The organism is Paraconexibacter algicola (assembly GCF_003044185.1).
Taxonomy (GTDB): domain Bacteria; phylum Actinomycetota; class Thermoleophilia; order Solirubrobacterales; family Solirubrobacteraceae; genus Paraconexibacter; species Paraconexibacter algicola.
The window spans coordinates 633267-650421 of sequence record NZ_PYYB01000001.1 but is presented as its reverse complement, the minus strand read 5'-3'; the positions used below and the strand labels follow the sequence as shown (position 1 = coordinate 650421).

General features: G+C 74.7%; 18 protein-coding genes. 12 read left to right on the top strand and 6 right to left on the bottom strand.

Annotated features, from left to right (window positions below):
* Positions 1 to 22: 22 nt before the first annotated feature.
* The 6 genes from C7Y72_RS24105 (at position 23) to C7Y72_RS03020 (ending at position 6330) form a co-directional block, all read left to right on the top strand.
* Complete coding sequence (locus tag C7Y72_RS24105; protein WP_107567133.1) at positions 23 to 1741, top strand: DEAD/DEAH box helicase; 1719 nt, start codon at positions 23 to 25, stop codon at positions 1739 to 1741.
* A gap of 71 nt (positions 1742 to 1812) precedes the next feature.
* On the top strand, positions 1813 to 2925 hold the full coding sequence (locus C7Y72_RS03040) for a discoidin/SUN/FTP domain-containing protein (RefSeq protein ID WP_107567132.1): 1113 nt from the start codon (positions 1813 to 1815) through the stop codon (positions 2923 to 2925).
* A 25-nt stretch (positions 2926 to 2950) separates the two neighbouring features.
* Positions 2951 to 3394: a peptidylprolyl isomerase gene (locus C7Y72_RS03035; RefSeq protein ID WP_107567131.1), complete on the top strand. Its 444-nt coding sequence runs from the start codon at positions 2951 to 2953 to the stop codon at positions 3392 to 3394.
* Positions 3395 to 3473: 79 nt separating this feature from the next.
* The gene (gene pdxY / locus C7Y72_RS03030) at positions 3474 to 4325 is read left to right on the top strand and encodes a pyridoxal kinase PdxY (RefSeq protein WP_107567130.1); all 852 of its coding nucleotides are present in this window, start codon (positions 3474 to 3476) and stop codon (positions 4323 to 4325) included.
* Position 4326: 1 nt separating this feature from the next.
* Positions 4327 to 4707, top strand: a complete 381-nt coding sequence (locus C7Y72_RS03025; RefSeq protein WP_199223839.1) for a YchJ family protein — start codon at positions 4327 to 4329, stop codon at positions 4705 to 4707.
* Between the two features lie 81 nt (positions 4708 to 4788).
* Positions 4789 to 6330, top strand: a complete 1542-nt coding sequence (locus C7Y72_RS03020) for an aldehyde dehydrogenase family protein (RefSeq protein WP_107567129.1) — start codon at positions 4789 to 4791, stop codon at positions 6328 to 6330.
* Positions 6331 to 6544: 214 nt separating this feature from the next.
* On the opposite strand, the gene C7Y72_RS03015 is transcribed toward C7Y72_RS03020, so the two are convergent.
* The 4 genes from C7Y72_RS03015 to C7Y72_RS23050 are packed head-to-tail and all read right to left on the bottom strand — an operon-like array spanning position 6545 to position 10108.
* Positions 6545 to 6916, bottom strand: coding sequence for a response regulator (locus C7Y72_RS03015; RefSeq protein WP_107567128.1), 372 nt, complete (start codon positions 6914 to 6916; stop codon positions 6545 to 6547).
* Positions 6917 to 6923: 7 nt separating this feature from the next.
* Positions 6924 to 7661 carry an HD-GYP domain-containing protein gene (locus C7Y72_RS03010; protein ID WP_107567127.1) on the bottom strand — a complete coding sequence of 246 codons (738 nt, stop codon included), beginning with the start codon at positions 7659 to 7661 and terminating at the stop codon, positions 6924 to 6926.
* Between the two features lie 12 nt (positions 7662 to 7673).
* Positions 7674 to 9638, bottom strand: coding sequence for an ATP-binding protein (locus tag C7Y72_RS03005; protein ID WP_158276604.1), 1965 nt, complete (start codon positions 9636 to 9638; stop codon positions 7674 to 7676).
* Positions 9635 to 10108, bottom strand: coding sequence for a hypothetical protein (locus tag C7Y72_RS23050; protein ID WP_158276603.1), 474 nt, complete (start codon positions 10106 to 10108; stop codon positions 9635 to 9637). Before C7Y72_RS23050 ends, C7Y72_RS03005 begins: the two co-directional genes overlap by 4 nt.
* Positions 10109 to 10173: 65 nt before the next feature.
* On the opposite strand from C7Y72_RS23050, the gene C7Y72_RS03000 reads away from it, so the two are divergent.
* From C7Y72_RS03000 to C7Y72_RS02975, 6 genes are read left to right on the top strand one after another with little or no spacing between them, the layout of a single operon-like run.
* A complete protein-coding gene (locus tag C7Y72_RS03000) occupies positions 10174 to 10869 on the top strand; it encodes a hypothetical protein (protein WP_146175231.1) in 696 nt (231 codons plus the stop codon).
* Between the two features lie 12 nt (positions 10870 to 10881).
* Positions 10882 to 11778: a cytochrome c oxidase assembly protein gene (locus C7Y72_RS02995; protein ID WP_107567124.1), complete on the top strand. Its 897-nt coding sequence runs from the start codon at positions 10882 to 10884 to the stop codon at positions 11776 to 11778.
* Positions 11775 to 12338 (top strand): YdeI/OmpD-associated family protein, encoded by a 564-nt coding sequence (locus C7Y72_RS02990; RefSeq protein ID WP_107567123.1) that lies wholly within the window; start codon positions 11775 to 11777, stop codon positions 12336 to 12338. The genes C7Y72_RS02995 and C7Y72_RS02990 overlap by 4 nt, the downstream gene beginning before the upstream one ends.
* Positions 12335 to 13498, top strand: coding sequence for a hypothetical protein (locus C7Y72_RS02985; protein WP_107567122.1), 1164 nt, complete (start codon positions 12335 to 12337; stop codon positions 13496 to 13498). Before C7Y72_RS02990 ends, C7Y72_RS02985 begins: the two co-directional genes overlap by 4 nt.
* Positions 13498 to 14208: a hypothetical protein gene (locus C7Y72_RS02980; RefSeq protein ID WP_107567121.1), complete on the top strand. Its 711-nt coding sequence runs from the start codon at positions 13498 to 13500 to the stop codon at positions 14206 to 14208. Before C7Y72_RS02985 ends, C7Y72_RS02980 begins: the two co-directional genes overlap by 1 nt.
* Positions 14205 to 15440 (top strand): hypothetical protein, encoded by a 1236-nt coding sequence (locus tag C7Y72_RS02975; protein ID WP_146175230.1) that lies wholly within the window; start codon positions 14205 to 14207, stop codon positions 15438 to 15440. The genes C7Y72_RS02980 and C7Y72_RS02975 overlap by 4 nt, the downstream gene beginning before the upstream one ends.
* A gap of 7 nt (positions 15441 to 15447) precedes the next feature.
* On the opposite strand, the gene C7Y72_RS02970 is transcribed toward C7Y72_RS02975, so the two are convergent.
* Positions 15448 to 16068 (bottom strand): HAD family hydrolase, encoded by a 621-nt coding sequence (locus tag C7Y72_RS02970; protein WP_146175229.1) that lies wholly within the window; start codon positions 16066 to 16068, stop codon positions 15448 to 15450.
* Complete coding sequence (locus tag C7Y72_RS02965) at positions 16058 to 17155, bottom strand: phosphotransferase family protein (protein ID WP_233243696.1); 1098 nt, start codon at positions 17153 to 17155, stop codon at positions 16058 to 16060. Before C7Y72_RS02965 ends, C7Y72_RS02970 begins: the two co-directional genes overlap by 11 nt.

Below are 17155 nucleotides of genomic sequence, written 5' to 3'. Positions count from 1 at the left end.
GGCCCCTAAGCTGGGAGGCGAGATGACGACCTTCGCCGACCTCGGGCTCAAAGAGGCAACCCTCAAGGCGCTCAAGGACGTCGGCTACGAGAAGCCGTCTCCGATCCAGGAGCAGGCCATCCCCGCGATGCTGCAGGGCCGGGACGTGATCGGCCAGGCGCAGACCGGCTCCGGCAAGACCGCGGCGTTCGGCCTGCCCATCGTCGAGTACATCGACACCGACGTGCAGGAGGTGCAGGCGCTCGTCCTGACGCCCACGCGCGAGCTCTGCATCCAGGTCACGCAGGCGATCCGCGGCTACGGCGCCCCGCACGGCGTCGACGTCGTCGCGGTGTTCGGCGGCGCGCCGATCAAGACCCAGCAGGCGCAGCTGAAGGGCGGCGGCCACGTCGTCGTCGGCACGGTCGGCCGGGTGCTCGACCTCATCAGCCGGCACTCGCTCGTGCTGCACGACTGCCGCTTCGTCGTGCTGGACGAGGCGGACGAGATGCTCGACCTCGGGTTCCTGGACGACGTCGCGAAGATCCTGTCGCTGACCCCGAACAGCCGCCAGACCGCGCTGTTCAGCGCGACGATGGCGCCGCCGATCCGCAAGCTCGCGGACAACTACCTCTACGACCCGGTCCACGTGAAGGTCCAGGCGGCGACGCTGACCGTCGACACCGTCGCGCAGTTCCAGGCGACCGTCGGGCAGAAGGACAAGCCGGCGAAGCTCGTCGAGGTCCTGAAGTCCGAGAAGCCCGACCAGGCGATCGTCTTCGTCCGCACGAAGATCCGCGCCGACCAGCTCTACAAGACGCTCCGCGACAAGGGGCTGAACGTCAAGGCGCTGCACGGTGACATGAGCCAGGGCAGCCGCGACGGCGTCATGCTCGGCTTCAAGGGCGGCCGCGTGCCGATCCTCGTCGCCACCGACGTCGCCGCCCGCGGCCTGGACATCTCGACCGTCACGCACGTCGTCAACTACGACGTGCCGAAGCCCGACGTGTACGTGCACCGCATCGGCCGCACCGGCCGCGCCGGGCGCACCGGCCGGGCGGTCACGTTCGTCGAGCCCAAGCAGGCCGAGGACATGGCGAAGATCGAGGCGCACATCAACCACCAGATCGGCCAGTGGTCGCCCGGGGTCGTGCGCGACGGCGACGAGCCGGAGCCCGAGGTGGTCGACGCCGCGCCCGTCGCCGAGGCGGAGGGCGAGGCCCCGGCGGTCGAGGTGGCCGCCGACGAGGCGCCCGCCGCGCCCAAGCGCCGCCGCACGCGCCGCGCGAAGGCCACGAAGGACGAGACGCCCGCCGAGGAGACGCCCGCGGAGGAGACGCCCGCCGAGGAGCCCGTCGCCGAGGAGACGCCCGCGGAGGAGCCGGCGGCTCCCGTGGAGGTCGCCGGCGAGGAGGCGCCCGCGGCCGACGAGCCCGCGGCCGACGCGGAGCCCGAGCCCGAGCCCGCGCCGAAGAAGCGCCCGCGTCGCCACACCAAGCCGAAGCTCACGCCCCACGGCGACGAGCCCCCCGTGACGCTGCTCGCCGCGCTCGGCACCGCCGACGGCATCGACGTCCCCGCGGTCGTCAAGCACGTCGTGAAGGTCACCGGCCTCGACGGCGAGGTCGTCCAGGACGTGCGCGTCCTGACGCGCTTCACGCTGCTGAAGGTCCCCGGCGCCGAGGTCGAGCGCGTGCTCGCCGAGATCGACGGGACCGAGCTCGCGGGGGCGCCGCTGCGCCTCCAGCGCGCCCGCGGCTGACCGCCCGCACCGGCCCGGCGGCGCGGGGTGCTCGTTGCCCCGCGGCGCCGCGATGTGCGACCCTGGGTGCGATGCAGCCCGTCCTCGGAGAGCACGAGAACGCCACCGGCACGGCGGCCGACGGCCAGCTCCCGCCCGGGAGCGAGGCGCCGCAGGCCGCGCCCCGCGTGTGCGACACCTGCGGCTCGACGATGGCCGCCGAGCAGGACTGGTGCCTGGAGTGCGGGACCGCCGCCCCGGGCCGTCTCGGCACCCGTCCCGGGCTGCGCGCGATGCTCAGCGTCGCCGGCGCGACGCTGCTGCTCGCGGGCGGCGCGATCACCGCCAGCTACGCGGCGCTGAGCGAGGACGCGAAGATCGACGCGGGTGGCCCGGCCCCCGCCGCGGCCGGCCCGATCGCCCAGGCCGTCCCCGACCTCCCGCCCGCCTCCGTGCCGCCCGCCCCGACCGGCGCCGCGGGCGCGCCCGCCGCCCCGACCGGCGCGGCCGCCCTGCCGACCGTCACGCTGCCCGAGGCGACGAAGCCCGCCCCGTCCACGCCCGTGACCCCCGTCGTCCCGTCGACCCCGATCACGCCCGTCACCCCCAGCGGCGGCGGCTCGACCGACACCGACACCGGCAGCTCCGGCGGCTCCGGCTCCACCGGCGGCGGCAGCGACTCCGGCACGGACACGACGACGGAGGAGGACGACACGAAGGAGACGACGCCGTCCCTCACGGCGATCGAGCTCGGCGCCGACACCGTCTCGATCTACGACCCGTACGGTCGCGTCACCGCCAAGGGCGACCCCGTCGACGCCTACGACAACGACCGCGACACCGCCTTCCGCGTCTCGACCGCCGACCCGGCCAAGCCGATGGGCGTCGGCCTCGTCATCGACCTCGAGAAGGCCACGAAGGTCCGCGCGATCGAGCTGCTCACCGACACGCCCGGCTACCGCGTCGAGCTCTACGGCACGAAGAGCAGCGAGATCCCCAAGGACGTCATCGACACCCGCTGGGAGCACTACGCCGACCGCTCGAAGGTCGACGAGAGCACGAAGGACGGCAACGTCGCCGACGACGCCAAGGAGCGCATCTCGCTGCGCGGCGTGCGCGACGCCCGGTACGTGCTCGTCTGGATCACGACCCCGCCGACGAAGTCCCCGACGGTCCGCATCCAGGAGCTGAGCCTGCTCAAGTAGGGTCGGTGGCATGTCTACTGCCACCATGAGCACCACCGAGGGCGAGATCGTCTTCGAGCTCTTCGACGCGGACGCGCCGAAGACCGTCCAGAACTTCAAGGACCTCGCCGGGAAGGGCTTCTACGACGGCCTGATCTTCCACCGGGTGATCAAGGACTTCATGATCCAGGGCGGCTGCCCGCAGGGCACCGGCACCGGTGGCCCGGGCTACACGTTCGAGGACGAGTTCAACGACCACAAGGTCGTCCGCGGTGCGCTCGCGATGGCGAACGCCGGCCCGAACACCAACGGCTCGCAGTTCTTCATCGTCACCATCGGCGCCGCCGAGTGGCTCGACGGCAAGCACACGGTCTTCGGCCAGGTCACGTCCGGGATGGACGTCGTCGACAAGATCGAGGGCACGCAGACCGACGCGCGCGACCGCCCGGTCGAGCCGATGGGCATCCAGACGGTCACGATCACCGACTGACGCCGGACCACCTCCGGCTCCCCGGGTCCGTCCCGGGGTGCCGGACCCCCGGACCGCGCGCGGCGTAGCATCGACCCCGATGAACGTCCTGTCGATCCAGTCGCACGTCGCCTACGGGCACGTCGGCAACGCCTCCGCCACCTTCGCCATGCAGCGCCTCGGCGTCGAGGTGTGGCCGGTCCACACGGTCCAGTTCTCCAACCACACCGGCTACGGGGACTGGACCGGCCGGGTCTTCGACGGCCCGTTCGTCGACGAGCTGCTCGACGGCATCACCGCCCGCGGCGTCCTGCCGAGCTGCAACGGCGTCCTGTCGGGCTACATGGGCTCCGCCGACGTGGGCAGCGCGATCCTCGCCGCGGTCGACCGCGTCCGCGCCGCCAACCCGCAGGCGCGCTACTGCTGCGACCCGGTGATCGGGGACGTCGGGCGCGGCGTCTTCGTCCGTCCCGGGATCCCCGAGCTCATGCGCGACCAGGCGGTCCCGCGCGCCGACGTCGTCACCCCCAACCACTTCGAGCTCGACTACCTCTCCGGCATCGAGAGCCGCACGCGGTCCGCGCTCGCCGACGCGCTCGCCGCCGTCCACGCGCTCGGGCCGTCGACGATCCTCGCGACCTCCGTGCACCTCGAGGACACGCCGCCGGACGCGATCGACCTCGTCGTCTCGCAGGACGGCGCCACCTGGCGGGTGCGCACCCCGAAGCTCGACGTCTCGGTCAACGGGGCGGGCGACATGATCGCCGCGCTCTTCTCGGTGCAGCTCGCCCGCACCGGCAGCCCGCAGGAGGCGCTCGCGCACGCCGCGTCGGCCACCTACGGGGTGCTGAAGGCGACCGCGGACGCCGGCTCGCGGGAGATCCTGCTCGTCGCCGCGCAGGACCAGCTCGTCACGCCCGACCGCGTCTTCGCGGCCGAGCCGCTGACCTGACGTGCCGCTGCTCGGCGCCCCGCGACCGCCGGTCGGCTGCCCGTGCGGCAGCGGCGCTCCGTACGCGGACTGCTGCGGGCCGCTGCACCGCGGCCGCCGCGCCGGCAGCCCGACCGCGCCGACCGCGGAGCGGCTGATGCGCTCCCGCTACAGCGCCTACGTCGTCGAGGACGTCGACTACCTGCTCGCCACCTGGCACCCGTCGACGCGACCGGTCCGGCTCGTCCTCGACGACGGCGACGCCTGGCTGGGGCTCGAGGTCCTCGCCGCCACCGAGGACACCGTCCGGTTCGTCGCCCGCCACCGCGACGGGGCGCTCCACGAGCACAGCACGTTCGTGCGCGAGGACGGGCACTGGTACTACGTCTCCGCGCGCTCCTGACGCGATCTCCCTGGCCGGGTGGCCAGGACGCGGTACGGTGTCCGTGACACGTTGTCGAACACGTTGGAGAGGGAGAGGCTGATGGCGAGCGTCGAGGAGCAGGTCGTCGAGACGAACGGGAGCGCGCCCGAGGGGTCGCAGATCCCGGTCGAGAACCCGGCGACCGGCCAGGTCATCGCGCACGTCCCCGACATGGGGGCGGACGAGGTCAAGGAGATGGCGCGCAAGGCCCGCGCCGTCCAGCCCGCGTGGGAGGCGCTCGGCTTCGAGGGCCGCGGGCGCATCCTCAAGCGGATGCAGAAGTGGGTCCTGGACAACCGCGACGAGATCATCGCGGTCATCCGCTCGGAGACCGGCAAGACCTACGAGGACGCGCAGCTCGCCGAGATCTCCTACGGCGCGGCCGCGTTCGGCTTCTGGGCCGACAACGCCCCGGTCTACCTGGCCGACGAGAAGGTCAAGTCCGCGAACGTCCTGGTGAAGGGCAAGAAGCTCATCACGCGCTACAAGCCGCTCGGCCTCGTCGGCGTGATCGGCCCGTGGAACTACCCGCTGACGAACTCCTTCGGCGACTGCATCCCGGCGCTGGCCGCCGGCAACGCGGTCATCCTCAAGCCGTCCGAGGTCACGCCGCTGACGTCGCTGAAGCTCCTCGAGGGGCTGCGCGAGTGCGGTGTCCCCGAGCACGTCTTCCAGGTCGCCACCGGCCGTGGCGGCACCGGCGCCGCGCTGACCGACGAGGTCGACATGATCATGTTCACCGGCTCGACCGCCACCGGCAAGAAGGTCATGCAGCGCGCGGCCGAGACGCTGACGCCGGTCTCGCTGGAGCTCGGCGGCAAGGACCCGCTGATCGTCCTCGCCGACGCCGACCTCGAGCGGGCCGCCAACAGCGCGATCTACTGGGGCATGTTCAACGGCGGCCAGACCTGCATCTCGGTCGAGCGCGTGTACGTCGAGGAGCCCGTCTACGACGCGTTCGTCGCGAAGGTGACCGAGAAGGCCCGCGCACTGCGCCAGGGCTCCGGGGAGATGGGCACGGCGGACGTCGGCTCGATGACCTTCCCGCCGCAGGTCGACATCGTCGAGCGGCACGTCGAGGACGCGAAGGCCAAGGGCGCGAAGGTGCTCGTCGGCGGCAAGCGCGGCTCCGGTGCCGGCTACTGGTTCGAGCCGACGGTCCTGGTCGACGTCGACCACACGATGGAGTGCATGACCGAGGAGACGTTCGGCCCGACGCTGCCGATCATGAAGGTCTCCGACGCGGAGGAGGCGATCCGCCTGGCCAACGACTCCCCGTACGGCCTCGGCGCCTCGGTCTACGGCAAGGACGTGCACCGCGCGGAGGCCGTCGGCCGCCGCCTCGAGTCCGGTGCCGTCTGCATCAACGACTCGCTCGTCAACTACACGGCGCTGGAGCTGCCGATGGGCGGCGCGAAGGCGTCGGGCCTCGGCACCCGGCACGGCGCCGGCGGCATCCGCAAGTACTGCCAGCAGCAGGCGATCGTCGTCACCCGCTTCGCGATGAAGAAGGAGCTGTACATGTACCCGTACAACTCCCGCGTCACGAAGCTCCTGGGCAAGACGTTCAACCTCCTCTACGGGCGCGGCAAGCGCGACTAGGCGTCCGGCGCGAAGGGGGCTTGCGCGCAAGCCCCCTTCCGCTGCGCGGGTGCGTGGTGCAGCTGACCGCGCGCGCAGGCGGCCGCGCCGTGTCAGCAGAGCCTTCGCTCCGCGGGCGCGTCGTCGACGCCGAGTGCGCGTCAGCTCACCATTGCGATGAGCTGAGGTGCAGAGGATCTGATCGTGGCGCGCGGCAGTCGGCCGGCGCCGGTGGCTAGGAGGCGCCGAGCTCGTCGACGAGGCGCAGCAGGTCGAGCGGGCTGAACGGCTTGGTGAGGAAGAGGTCGGCGCCCGCCGCACGCGAGCCCGCCTCGTACTCGGAGCCTGCGGCGGCGGTCAGCATGACGATCGTCGCGTCGGCGCCCGCCGGACGGCGACGCAGCTCCGCGCACGTGCTGATGCCGTCGCGTCGCGGCATGTCGATGTCGAGGAACACGATCGACGGGGTGGTGGCGTCCGCGACCTCGAGTGCCTCCTCGCCGTCGGCGGCCTCGTGCAGCTCGAAGCCCGCCACGTCCTCGAGCGTCGTCGCGATGAGCTTGCGGATGAACGGGTCGTCGTCGACGATCAGGACGGTCTTCGGCACGGGGCGATCAGCTCAGCTCGTCGTGGATCTCGCGCAGCCGCTCGTCGGACACCTGGCCGTACGCCTCGACCGCGGCCGGGTCGAACTGCGTGCCCGAGCCCGCCACGATGATCTCGCGCGCGACCGCGAAGCTGCGCCCCGGCCGGTACGGACGCGCCGTCGTCAGCGCGTCGAGCGTGTCCGCGACCGCGAAGATGCGTGCGGCGGGCGGGATCGCCTCCCCGGCCAGCCCGTCCGGGTAGCCGGTGCCGTCCCAGCGCTCGTGGTGGGAGCGCACGACCTCCTTCGCGACGCCGAGGAAGTCGATCTCCCGCAGGATCTCGTCGCCGATCACCGGGTGGCGCTCCATCAGCCGCCGCTCGGCGTCGTCCAGCGGCGCGGGCTTGAACAGGATCGCGTCCGGCACCCCGACCTTCCCGACGTCGTGCAGGAGGAAGCCGAACTCGATCTCCGGGTCCTCCGCGAGCTTCAGCCCCGCCGCGCGCGCGAACTCCAGCCCGTAGGCGGCGACGCGCTCCGCGTGCTTGCCCGTGTACGCGTCACGGCGCTCGACCGCGTTGGCGAGCGCCCGCACGGTCGCCATGTAGGAGGCACGCAGCTGCTCGGTGCGGGCACGCTCCTGCTTGAACGTCTCGCGCAGGTCGGCGGCGTAGCGCTCCAGCTGGCGCTCCTTGTCCGCCGCCAGCCGCTCGTGCGTCTGGAGCTGGTGGCGCAGCGTCGCGAGCTCGTCGAGGGTGTCGTCCATCCCGCTGTGAGCCTATCCGTCCTGCGCGCGGCTGCCGACCGGTGCATCGAGCAGCCCGAGCACCACCGCGCCCGCGTCGCTGATCGGCACCGGCTCCGCGTCCAGGCGCGCGTACCCGGAGATCTCGTCGTCGGCGCTGCCGAACACCACGACCGAGCGGCGCAGCCGCCGCCCGCGCAGGTCCAGGCCGGCGATCACCTGCGCGGCGTCGGGCAGTCCGGCGTCCACCAGCGCCACCTCGTAGTAGCGCTGGGCGCACCGCGCGGTCGCCTCCTGCGGCGAGGTCGCCCACTCGTGCTCGATCCCCAGCGCGGTGAGGCCGCGGTCGAGCTCGTCGCGGATCTCCGGGCGCCCGACCGCGAGCACGCGCACCCGGTCGGCGAGCACCGCGGCCCCGAGCGCGTCGGCGAGCTCGCCCGGGTCGATCGGCTTGCTGACCACCCACTCGCCCGAGAGCGCCTCGCGGCCCGAGAAGACCGACACCACGACCACCGGGAGCCGCGCGAGGTCCGGGTCGGCGCGCAGCGCGCGCATCACCTCGAACCCGCTCATGCCCGGCATCAGGATGTCGAGCGTCACCGCGTCGAACCGCTCCGCGCGCAGGCGCTCCAGCGCGCCGGCGCCGTCACGGGCGATCTCGGTCTGGACGCCGAAGTCCACCAGCCGCTCGGCGACCAGGCGCGCCACGTCCTCCTCGTCGTCGACGACGAGCACCCGCTTGCCGCGCAGCGCGTCGCGCGCCGCGCCCGCCGTGCCGACCGCGCTGCTCACCGGCAGCCGCACCGAGAACGTCGTCCCGACGCCGGGAGCGCTCTCGACGTCGACCCGGCCCTCGTGCAGGTCGACGAGCGACTTGACGATCGACAGGCCGAGCCCGGAGCCGGTCGTGCGGTCGCCCTCGCCGCCGACGCGCACGAAGCGGTCGAACACGGTGGCGATCTCCTCGCGGCTCATGCCGCGCCCGTCGTCGGCCACGTCGAACCGCACCGCGGAGCGCCCGTCGGCGCGCCCCGTGATCGAGATCGCGCCGCCCTCCTGCGTGTACAGGTGCGCGTTGGTGAGGAGGTTCGTGAGGATCTGCCGGACGCGGGCCGGGTCGGCGTGCGCGCGCGGCAGGTCCTCGGGGACGTCGACCGACAGGCGCTGGCGCTTCGTCGCCAGCCGCGGACCGAACAGCGTCGTCACCTCCTGCACGACCTCGTGCAGCGCGGTCGGACGCCGGTGGATCTCCAGCCGGCCGGCCTCGACCCGGGCGACGTCGAGCAGGTCGTTGACGAGGTCGACGAGCCGGTTCGTCGACACGAGGACGATGTCGAGGAACTCCCGCTGGCGCGGCTGCAGGTCCTCGCCGGAGGCGAGCAGCTCGACGAAGCCCTTGATCGACGTGAGCGGGCTGCGCAGCTCGTGCGACGCGGTCGCCACGAACTCGCTCTTCAGCCGCTCCAGCCGGGCGCGCTCGGACACGTCGCGGATCGTCCAGACGACCCCGCCCTGCTCGGGCAGCCGCGCCGCGGTGATCGCGAGCGTGCGGGTCTCGTCCTGCTCGACGACGACCTCGCCCTCGAGCGCCTGCGCGAGCTCGGCGGGCGCGCTCGCCGCGTCGAGGACGGTGCCGACCGCCAGCTCGGGGACGAGCTCGCCCGCGCGCGGGTTGGCGCTCACCACGCGGCCGTCGGCGTCGGTCTGCACGAGCGCGTCGCCGAGGCTGCGGACGGTGACGTCGAGGCGGTCGCGCTCGCGCCGCAGCCGCGTCGCCGCGTCCTGCACGTCCCCGGCCATCTGGTTGAACGAGCGGGCCAGCAGCCGCAGCTCGTCCGGGCCGTCCTCGCGCACGCGCGCGTCGTCCTCGCCGCCGGCCAGCCGGGCGCTCGCGCCGACGAGGTCGTCCAGCGGGCGGCGCACGGCGGCGACCAGCGCGGCGATCAGCACGAGCGCCACGAGGAACGCCAGACCGCCGCCGCTGACGATCGCGATCACGGCCCGGCGTGTCTCGCTCTGCGCCTCGTCGCGGGCGTCCGCGATCCGCTGCGTCTGACGGCGGCTGAGCCGGGCCAGCGGCTCGCGGGCGGCCAGCGGCGCGGTCGCCGAGGTCGGGCGCAGGCGCAGGAGCTGCTGGCCGGCGGCCGCGGCGGTGATCGCCTCGCCGCGTCGCCCTGCGCGAGCGCGAGCGCCTCGCGGTTCGCCGCGCGGTACGCGGCGCGGGCGCGGCGGCGCTCGGTGAGCCCGTCCGGACCGCGGCGCAGCCGCAGCGTCGCCTCCTCGACGACCCCGGCGGCCAGCAGCCGGCCCGCGCTGGCCTGCAGCTGCAGGCCCTCGGCGAGCCGGTCCTCGTAGTCCTGGCGCGACTGGTAGAGGGCGCCGACCCCGAGCGCGGCGATCGCGGTCAGCGCGACGGTGAGCCCGAGGAGGGCCAGCTGGAGGGACCGCGCGATCGACAGACGCCGCATGCGCGAGCGATCGTACGCCGGAACGCGCTCGCCCGCCGGGCGTCGACCGACTACGGTGGGGAGCGATGGGTCGTCGAGGGACACTGCTGCGCACCATCCTGAGCACCGCCGGTGCGGCGGCGCTCGTCCCCGTGGGCCTGCTCGTCGCGGTCGCGGTCGCCGCCGGCGTCGGCGGAGGCGGCCTCGGCGGCCTCGGCCAGCTCGTCGGCGGACCGACCCTCCCCGGCGAGGACCCGGTCGTCATCGCGCTCGGCTCGGGCACCGCGACGTCGCCGTCCGCGGTCCCCGCCGTGCCGCGTGCGACGCCCGCCCGCACCCGGGGTGCCGGCACCACCGCCACCACCACGGCGGACCGCGAGCGCGGCGGCCGCGGACCCGCCGCCGGGACCGACGGGGAGGACGGGCGCGCGCCCACCGCAGACCCCGGCGACGGCGACGGCGGCGGCGGGACCGGCGACCCGGGCGGCGGCGGGTCCGGCACGCCCGCGCCGACCCCGACCGCCACCCCGCAGCAGCCGACCGCGACCCCGCAGCCCGTCGCCACCCCGACCCCGCGGCCGCGGCCGGTCGCCGACATCGTGCGCGGCCTCGGCGAGGTGGTCGACGACATCGTCCGGCCGCTGCCGATCCTCGGGCGGCCGACCGCGGACGCCGTCGGCACGGTGATCGACCTCGTCGCGCCCCCGCGCACCGCGGCGCCCGCGGCCACGCCCGCGCCCGCCGTCCCCGCGCCGGCGAGCGGGACCCCGCCCGCCCCGTAGGCTCGCGGTCCCGTGACCGCCGTCCTCGCCCACGTCGGAGGGGTCCAGCTCGCCCCGCTGCAGCTGCTCCCGCAGCTCGTCGTCGCGGTCCTGTACCTGCGCCGCTGCGCCACCCTGGCGGGCACGCCGCGCGCGGTCCCCGGCTGGCGGCAGGGGTGCTTCCTCGGCGGCCTCGGCCTCATCGCCGTCGCGCTCACCTCGCCGCTCGGCCACATGGCCGACGAGGTGTTCTGGGCGCACATGGCCGAGCACCTCCTGATGGCCGACCTCGGGGCGCTGCTGCTCGTCCTCGGCCTCACCGGGCCGCTGCTGGCGCCCGTCCTGCGGATCCGGGCGTTCGACCGCCTGCGGATCGTCACGCATCCCGTCGTCGCGGTCGTGCTGTGGGCGGCGAACCTCGCGCTGTGGCACGTCCCGGTCGTGCACGAGGCGGCGCTCGACAGCGAGGTCGTGCACGCCGTCCAGCACCTGACGTTCGTCTCGCTCGGGGCCGCGGTGTGGATGCCGCTGTTCGGTCCGCTGCCGCGCCCGACCTGGTTCACGAACGCGTGGGCGCTCGGCTACGTCCTGATGGTGCGGATGGTCGGCGCCGTCCTCGCGAACGTCTTCCTGTTCGGCGGCGGCGCGTTCTACGACGGCTACACGCCCGGCGTCTTCGACCTCTCCCGGGAGGCCGACCAGGTGACGGCCGGGACCGTCATGATGGTCGAGGAGTCGATCCTGACGATCTGCCTGTTCGCCGTCCTGTTCCTGCGCACCGCCCGCCAGAGCGAGGAGCAGCAGCTGCTGCTCGAGCACGCCGCCGCCCGCGGCGTGACGCTCGACCCCGCCCGGGCGCGCCGCGCCGTCGCGGCCGGCCGCGGGGAGGAGCTGCGGGCGCGGATCGACGACCGGGCGGCCGGTGCGTGAGCGGCGAGCCGGTCTTCTTCGACGGTCCCGCCGCGTGGCGCACGTGGCTCGCGGCGCACCACGCGACCGCGACCGAGGTGCAGGTCGGCTACTGGAAGGCGCACACGGGCCGCCAGGTGCTCAGCTGGGAGCAGAGCGTCCGGGAGGCGCTGTGCTTCGGCTGGATCGACGGGCGGCTGAACCGCATCGACGACGAGCGCCACACCGTCCGCTTCACGCCGCGCCGGCCGGGCTCGCGGTGGAGCGCGGTGAACGTCCGGCTCGTCGCCGAGCTCGAGGCGCAGGGACGGATGACCGACGCGGGCCGCGCCGCGTTCGCCGCCCGCGACCCCGACGACCCCGGGTACTCGATCGCCGCGACCCCCGACCGGCTGCCGGAGGCCGACGAGGCGCGCCTGCGGGAGGATCCGCGGGCCGCGGAGTTTTGGGATGCCTGCCCGGCGGGGTATCGACGGCAGATGGTCTTCTGGATCGGCAACGCCAAGCGCCCGGACACCCGGCTGCGCCGCCTCGAGCAGCTGCGCGCCGCCTGCGCGGCCGGGGAGCGGCTCGCGCGGTGAGCCGGCCGGTTCAGCTCGTCCTCGCCGTCCTGACGGCGCTGCTCGCCGTCGGCCCGTCCGCGACCGCCCTGGCGGCCGACCCGGACCGGGTCGACCTCGTCGCGCGCGAGCTGCGCCGCGACCCGGTGTTCGTCAGCGACTCGTTCTCGCGGATCGTCAGCCCGCAGGAGGTCGCCGCCCTGCGGCGGGCGGTCGCGCGGATGCCGTTCCCGACCTACGTCGTGCTCGCGCCCGGGATCACCCCGCCGGGCCCGACCGCGATCCAGCAGCCCTCCGACGGCTGGGCCGCCCAGCTGCGCGACGCGCTCGGCCGCGACGGCCTGTACGTCGTCGGCAAGGGCACCTCGCCGGAGGCGGACGCGTTCGGGGTCCGGCCGCGGCTGGACGGCCGCGACGCCACGCTCGCCGCCTTCTTCGACCTGCCCGAGGATATCCGGCCCGCCCGCGAGGTCCTCTACGTGCTCGGGCTGATGCGCGGCGAGCCGCGGCTGCCGCGCGCGGAGCGCCGCCAGATCCCCCCGAACGAGGGTGGTCCGCCGTTCGAGGACGACCGCGCGGAGGAGGACGAGGGCGGCGGCAGCGGCGTCTGGTGGATCCTCGGCGGCATCCTCGGGCTGCCGGTGGCCGCGGTCGTGACGCGCCGCACGCTGCTGCGCCACGGACCCGGGGCGCCGCCCCGGGCGACCGCGCGCGGCCGGGCGCTCGATCCCGGGACGCGCGCGGAGGCGGAGCTCGCGGTGCAGCGTCTCGCCACCGCGCTGGACCGCGCGACGAGTCCGCCCGAGCGGGCGTTCGAGCTCGCGGCGGCCGCGAGCGTCGCCCTGGACCGCGACCGCGACGGCGAGCTCGACGACCTCGGGGCGCTCGTGCTCGCGGGCATGGGGCTCGACGTGCTCCGCCGCGGGCACGCCGACCCGCGCTGCTTCTACGACCCCCGGCACGGCCGGGCGAAGGCGGAGTCCCGCTGGTCGCAGGACGGCGAGACCGTCGCCGTCCCGGCCTGCCGCGCGTGCGCCCGGGACATCGCGGGTCGCCGTGCCCCGTCGGCGCTGCTGCACGACGGCCGCCCCTACTGGGAGCGGCGCAGCGTCTGGGCGCGGACCGGGTTCGGCGCGCTGGATCCCGACGTCGGCCGCGCGCTCGCGCAGGACGGTCGCTGATGCGCCGCGCCGTCCTGCTGCTGCTCGCCGCCGCGACCGTGCTCCTCGGGACGGGGCCCGCGCCCGCGAGCGCCTCCGGGCGCCTGGACACGGTCGCGCAGGCGCTGCGCACCGATCCGGTCTTCGTGTCGATCGACATGCAGGACGCGTTCCCGCCCGCGCTCGCCCGCGCCACCCGGGAGCGGATCGCGCAGCTCGATCCGCCGTTCCGGCTGCTCGTCGCGGTGCTGCCGCTGCTCAACGAGGACGAGTCCGGCGGCGACGCGGAACGCGTCCTCTACGGGCTCGCCGACCGGCTGGGGCCGGAGCCGACCGTGCTGGTCCTCGTCAGCCAGCGCGGCGTCGTGGACGTCCTGCCCTCGCGGGTCGACCGCGACGTCGAGCTGGACTTCGACCTGCGCTACGGCCCGTCGTCGCGCGAGAGCCTCGACCAGCTCCGCGTCCGGCTGGACCGGGTGATCCAGCAGGTCGCGGCCGCGCCGCGCGGGGAGACGTTCGGCCTGTCGCGACCGGACGGCCCGGTCGACCCGGTCTTCTCGCTGCTGCCCGACGACGAGGAGGAGGACGGCGATGGGGCAGGATGGGAGGTCATGGTGATCCTCTGGGGAAGCGGCGCGCTGCTCGGCGCCGCCTGGTGGGTGGTGCGGCGTCCCAGGCCGGTGCGGCGTCCGGCCGCCGGTGCGGGCCGCGGGCGGAAGGGCCGGTCGTGAGCCGTCGCCTCGGCGCGCTGATCGCCGCCCTCGCGCTCGTCCTCCCGGCGCTCGGGACCGCCACCCCGGCGCAGGCCCAGGACGTCGACACCGCCGCGAACGCCCTGCGTGACGCGCCGCTGTACGTCGACGACGCGGTCCGCTCGTCCCTCGACGCGACGGAGCGCCGCACGATCCTGCGCAAGCTCCGCGGCCGGCGCCCGCCCGTGCTCGTCGTCGTGATCCCGCTCGTGCCCGGGGACGCGGTCGACGGCGAGCCGCGCAAGCTCCTGGAGGTCCTGCGCCGACGGCTCGACACCGACGCGACCCTCGTCGCGGCCGACAACTCGTCGCTCACGGTCGAGCCCGCCGACGTCGAGGACGCGCGCACCTACGCGGCCTCGACGGTCGCGAGCCTCGAGGGCGAGTACCGCGAGCCGGTCGCCATCACGATCGAGCGGTTCCTCGACGCGCTCGACGACCCCGACGTCCTCGCGCGCGCCCAGCGCGCCCGCGACAAGCTCAGCTCCGAGGCCGAGGACTCCGGCACGACGCCGGCCCGGGGCGACGAGACCGGGGACGGCGGCGGGACCGTCCCGTTCGTGCTGCTGGGCGTCGCGCTCGTCGTGCTCGCGGGTGGGGTCGGCGCGCTGCTCCTCGCGCGACGGCGCGCCACCCCGGCCCCGGACGGGGCGCCGGTGCTGCCCGCGCACGTGTTCGCCGCGGCGCGCAACGCCCGGCACGCGCAGCTGCGCCGCACGCTCGACGACGAGCTCGTCGCGTTCGCCGGGCTGCTCGACCGCACCCCGACCCCCGAGTCCGGGGCGGCCGCCGAGCACTGGCAGCGCGCCCTGGAGATCCGCGACGTCGCCGCCGCGATCGCCGGCGATCCGGACGCCCGTGACGTCGACCTCGTCGGCGCCCTGGTGCTCGAGGACGCCGCCCGGGCGCAGCTCGGCGCCGCGACCGCGCTGGACGCCGGGCGTGCCGAGCCGACCCCCGCGCCGGCCCCGTGCGGCCTCAACCCCACGCACGGGCGCAGCACGACCCAGGCCCGCTGGGGCGGCGCGCCGCGCATGCCGGTCTGCTCCGCGTGCGCGAAGGACGTCGCCGCCGGCCGTCGCCCGGACGTGCTCGAGGACCGCGGTCGCGCGTACCTCGAGCAGGAGACGCCGTGGGCGGCCACCGCGTTCGGCACGCTCCCGGGCGACCTGGTCGGCGCGGTGCGCGCCGACCGGGCGACGCGGCGCTGAGCGCGCGCTACGCGGCGGCGGGCAGCTGCACGCCGAGCACGTCCTGCAGCTCGGCGAGCGTCGTGGCGGCGTCGACGTGCAGGACCGTGTGGATGCCCATCGCCCGCGGCACCTTCAGGTTGCCCCCGATGTCGTCGACGAACACGAGCTCCTGCGCGGCCAGTCCCATCCGCTCGACCGCCAGCTCGTAGATCCGCGGGTCGGGCTTGCGCATGCCTTCCTCGCCGCTGATGACGAGCACGTCGAACAGCGTGGCGAAGCGCCCACGGTCGTAGGACTCGTCGGCCCACGAGTTCGACAGCAGGCCCGTCCGCACGCCGGCGGCGCGGAACGCCTCGACCGCGTCGAGCATCGCGTCGTCCGGGCCGACGCCGGAGAACAGCCGCAGCGCCAGGCCGTCCCCGGAGTCCAGGCCCAGGACGGCCGCGAAGCGCTCCTCGAACTGCGCGACGGTCGCCCGGCCGCACTCCAGGTCGTCGAGCGCCGCGCGGGCCTCGGGGTCGGTGCGGAACGCCTGCTTGACCGTGCCGTCGGCCAGACCGCTCGCCCGGTCGAACGCGGCGAAGGAGGCGAACAGCGACGTCGTCATGACGCCGCCCCAGTCCATGATGAGGCCCTTACGCGCCACCCCGGGACACCTCCTCGGCGCGGCGGGCGAGCTCGATCACGCCGTCGCCGAACGTCTTGAGGAACGGGTCGTCGGACGCGCCGCTGGTGGCGCGCTTGTAGTTGCCCTCCATGAACACGATCGCCTTCCAGAGGGCGAGCGTCGTGTACCAGGTGATGTCGGTCATCGAGCGGCCCGAGCGCTCCTCGTAGCGGGCGACCATCTCGGCGCGGGTCGGGAAGCCCTCGGCGCGCGTGACGCGGTTGAGCTCGAACATCCCGCCGTCGGGGTCGGTCGCCTCGCTCCACATCATCTGCAGGTAGCCGAGGTCGGCGAGGGGGTCGCCGATCGTCGACATCTCCCAGTCGAAGATCGCGACCAGCCGGGCGGGCGCCTCGGGCGCGTACATGACGTTGCCCAGGCGGAAGTCGCCGTGCACGATCGTCGAGTCGGTCTGGGCGGGCATGTGCTCGCGCAGCCAGGCGCCGACGCGCTCGACCTCGGGGATCTCGCGGGTCCGGTTGTGCTCCCAGAGACCGAGGAACCGCTTGACCTGGCGCTCCAGGTAGCCGGCGGGCTTGCCGAACCCCTCGCCCAGACCGGCGGCCCGCCAGTCCACGGCGTGCAGCTCGACGAGCGCGTCGACGAGCTCGAAGGACAGGGCGCGCCGCTGCTCGGGCGTGTCGAGGACGTCGGGCACCGTGTCGGTGATGACGTGCCCGTCCATCTTCTCCATGACGTAGAACGGCGCGCCGATCACCGCCTCGTCGGCGCACGTGGCGAGCACCGCGGGCGCCTTCACCGGGGTCGTCTGGACGGCGCGCAGGACGCGCGCCTCGCGCAGCATGTCGTGCGCGGACGGCGGCAGCGGGCCGCGCGGCGGGCGCCGCAGGATCACGGAGTCGGCGCCGCGGTCGAGGATGAACGTGTGGTTGGAGTGCCCGTCGCCGACGGGGGTGACCCCGATCTCCTGCTCACCGGTGCCGATGCCGGCGCCGTCGAAGAAGGTCCGCAGCGACGAGAGCACCAGCAGCGGCACGCGGTCGTTCGCCGCGCCCTCCTCGTGTGTCTCGACGACGTCGTCGTGGGCGAGTTCCATGGACGGCAT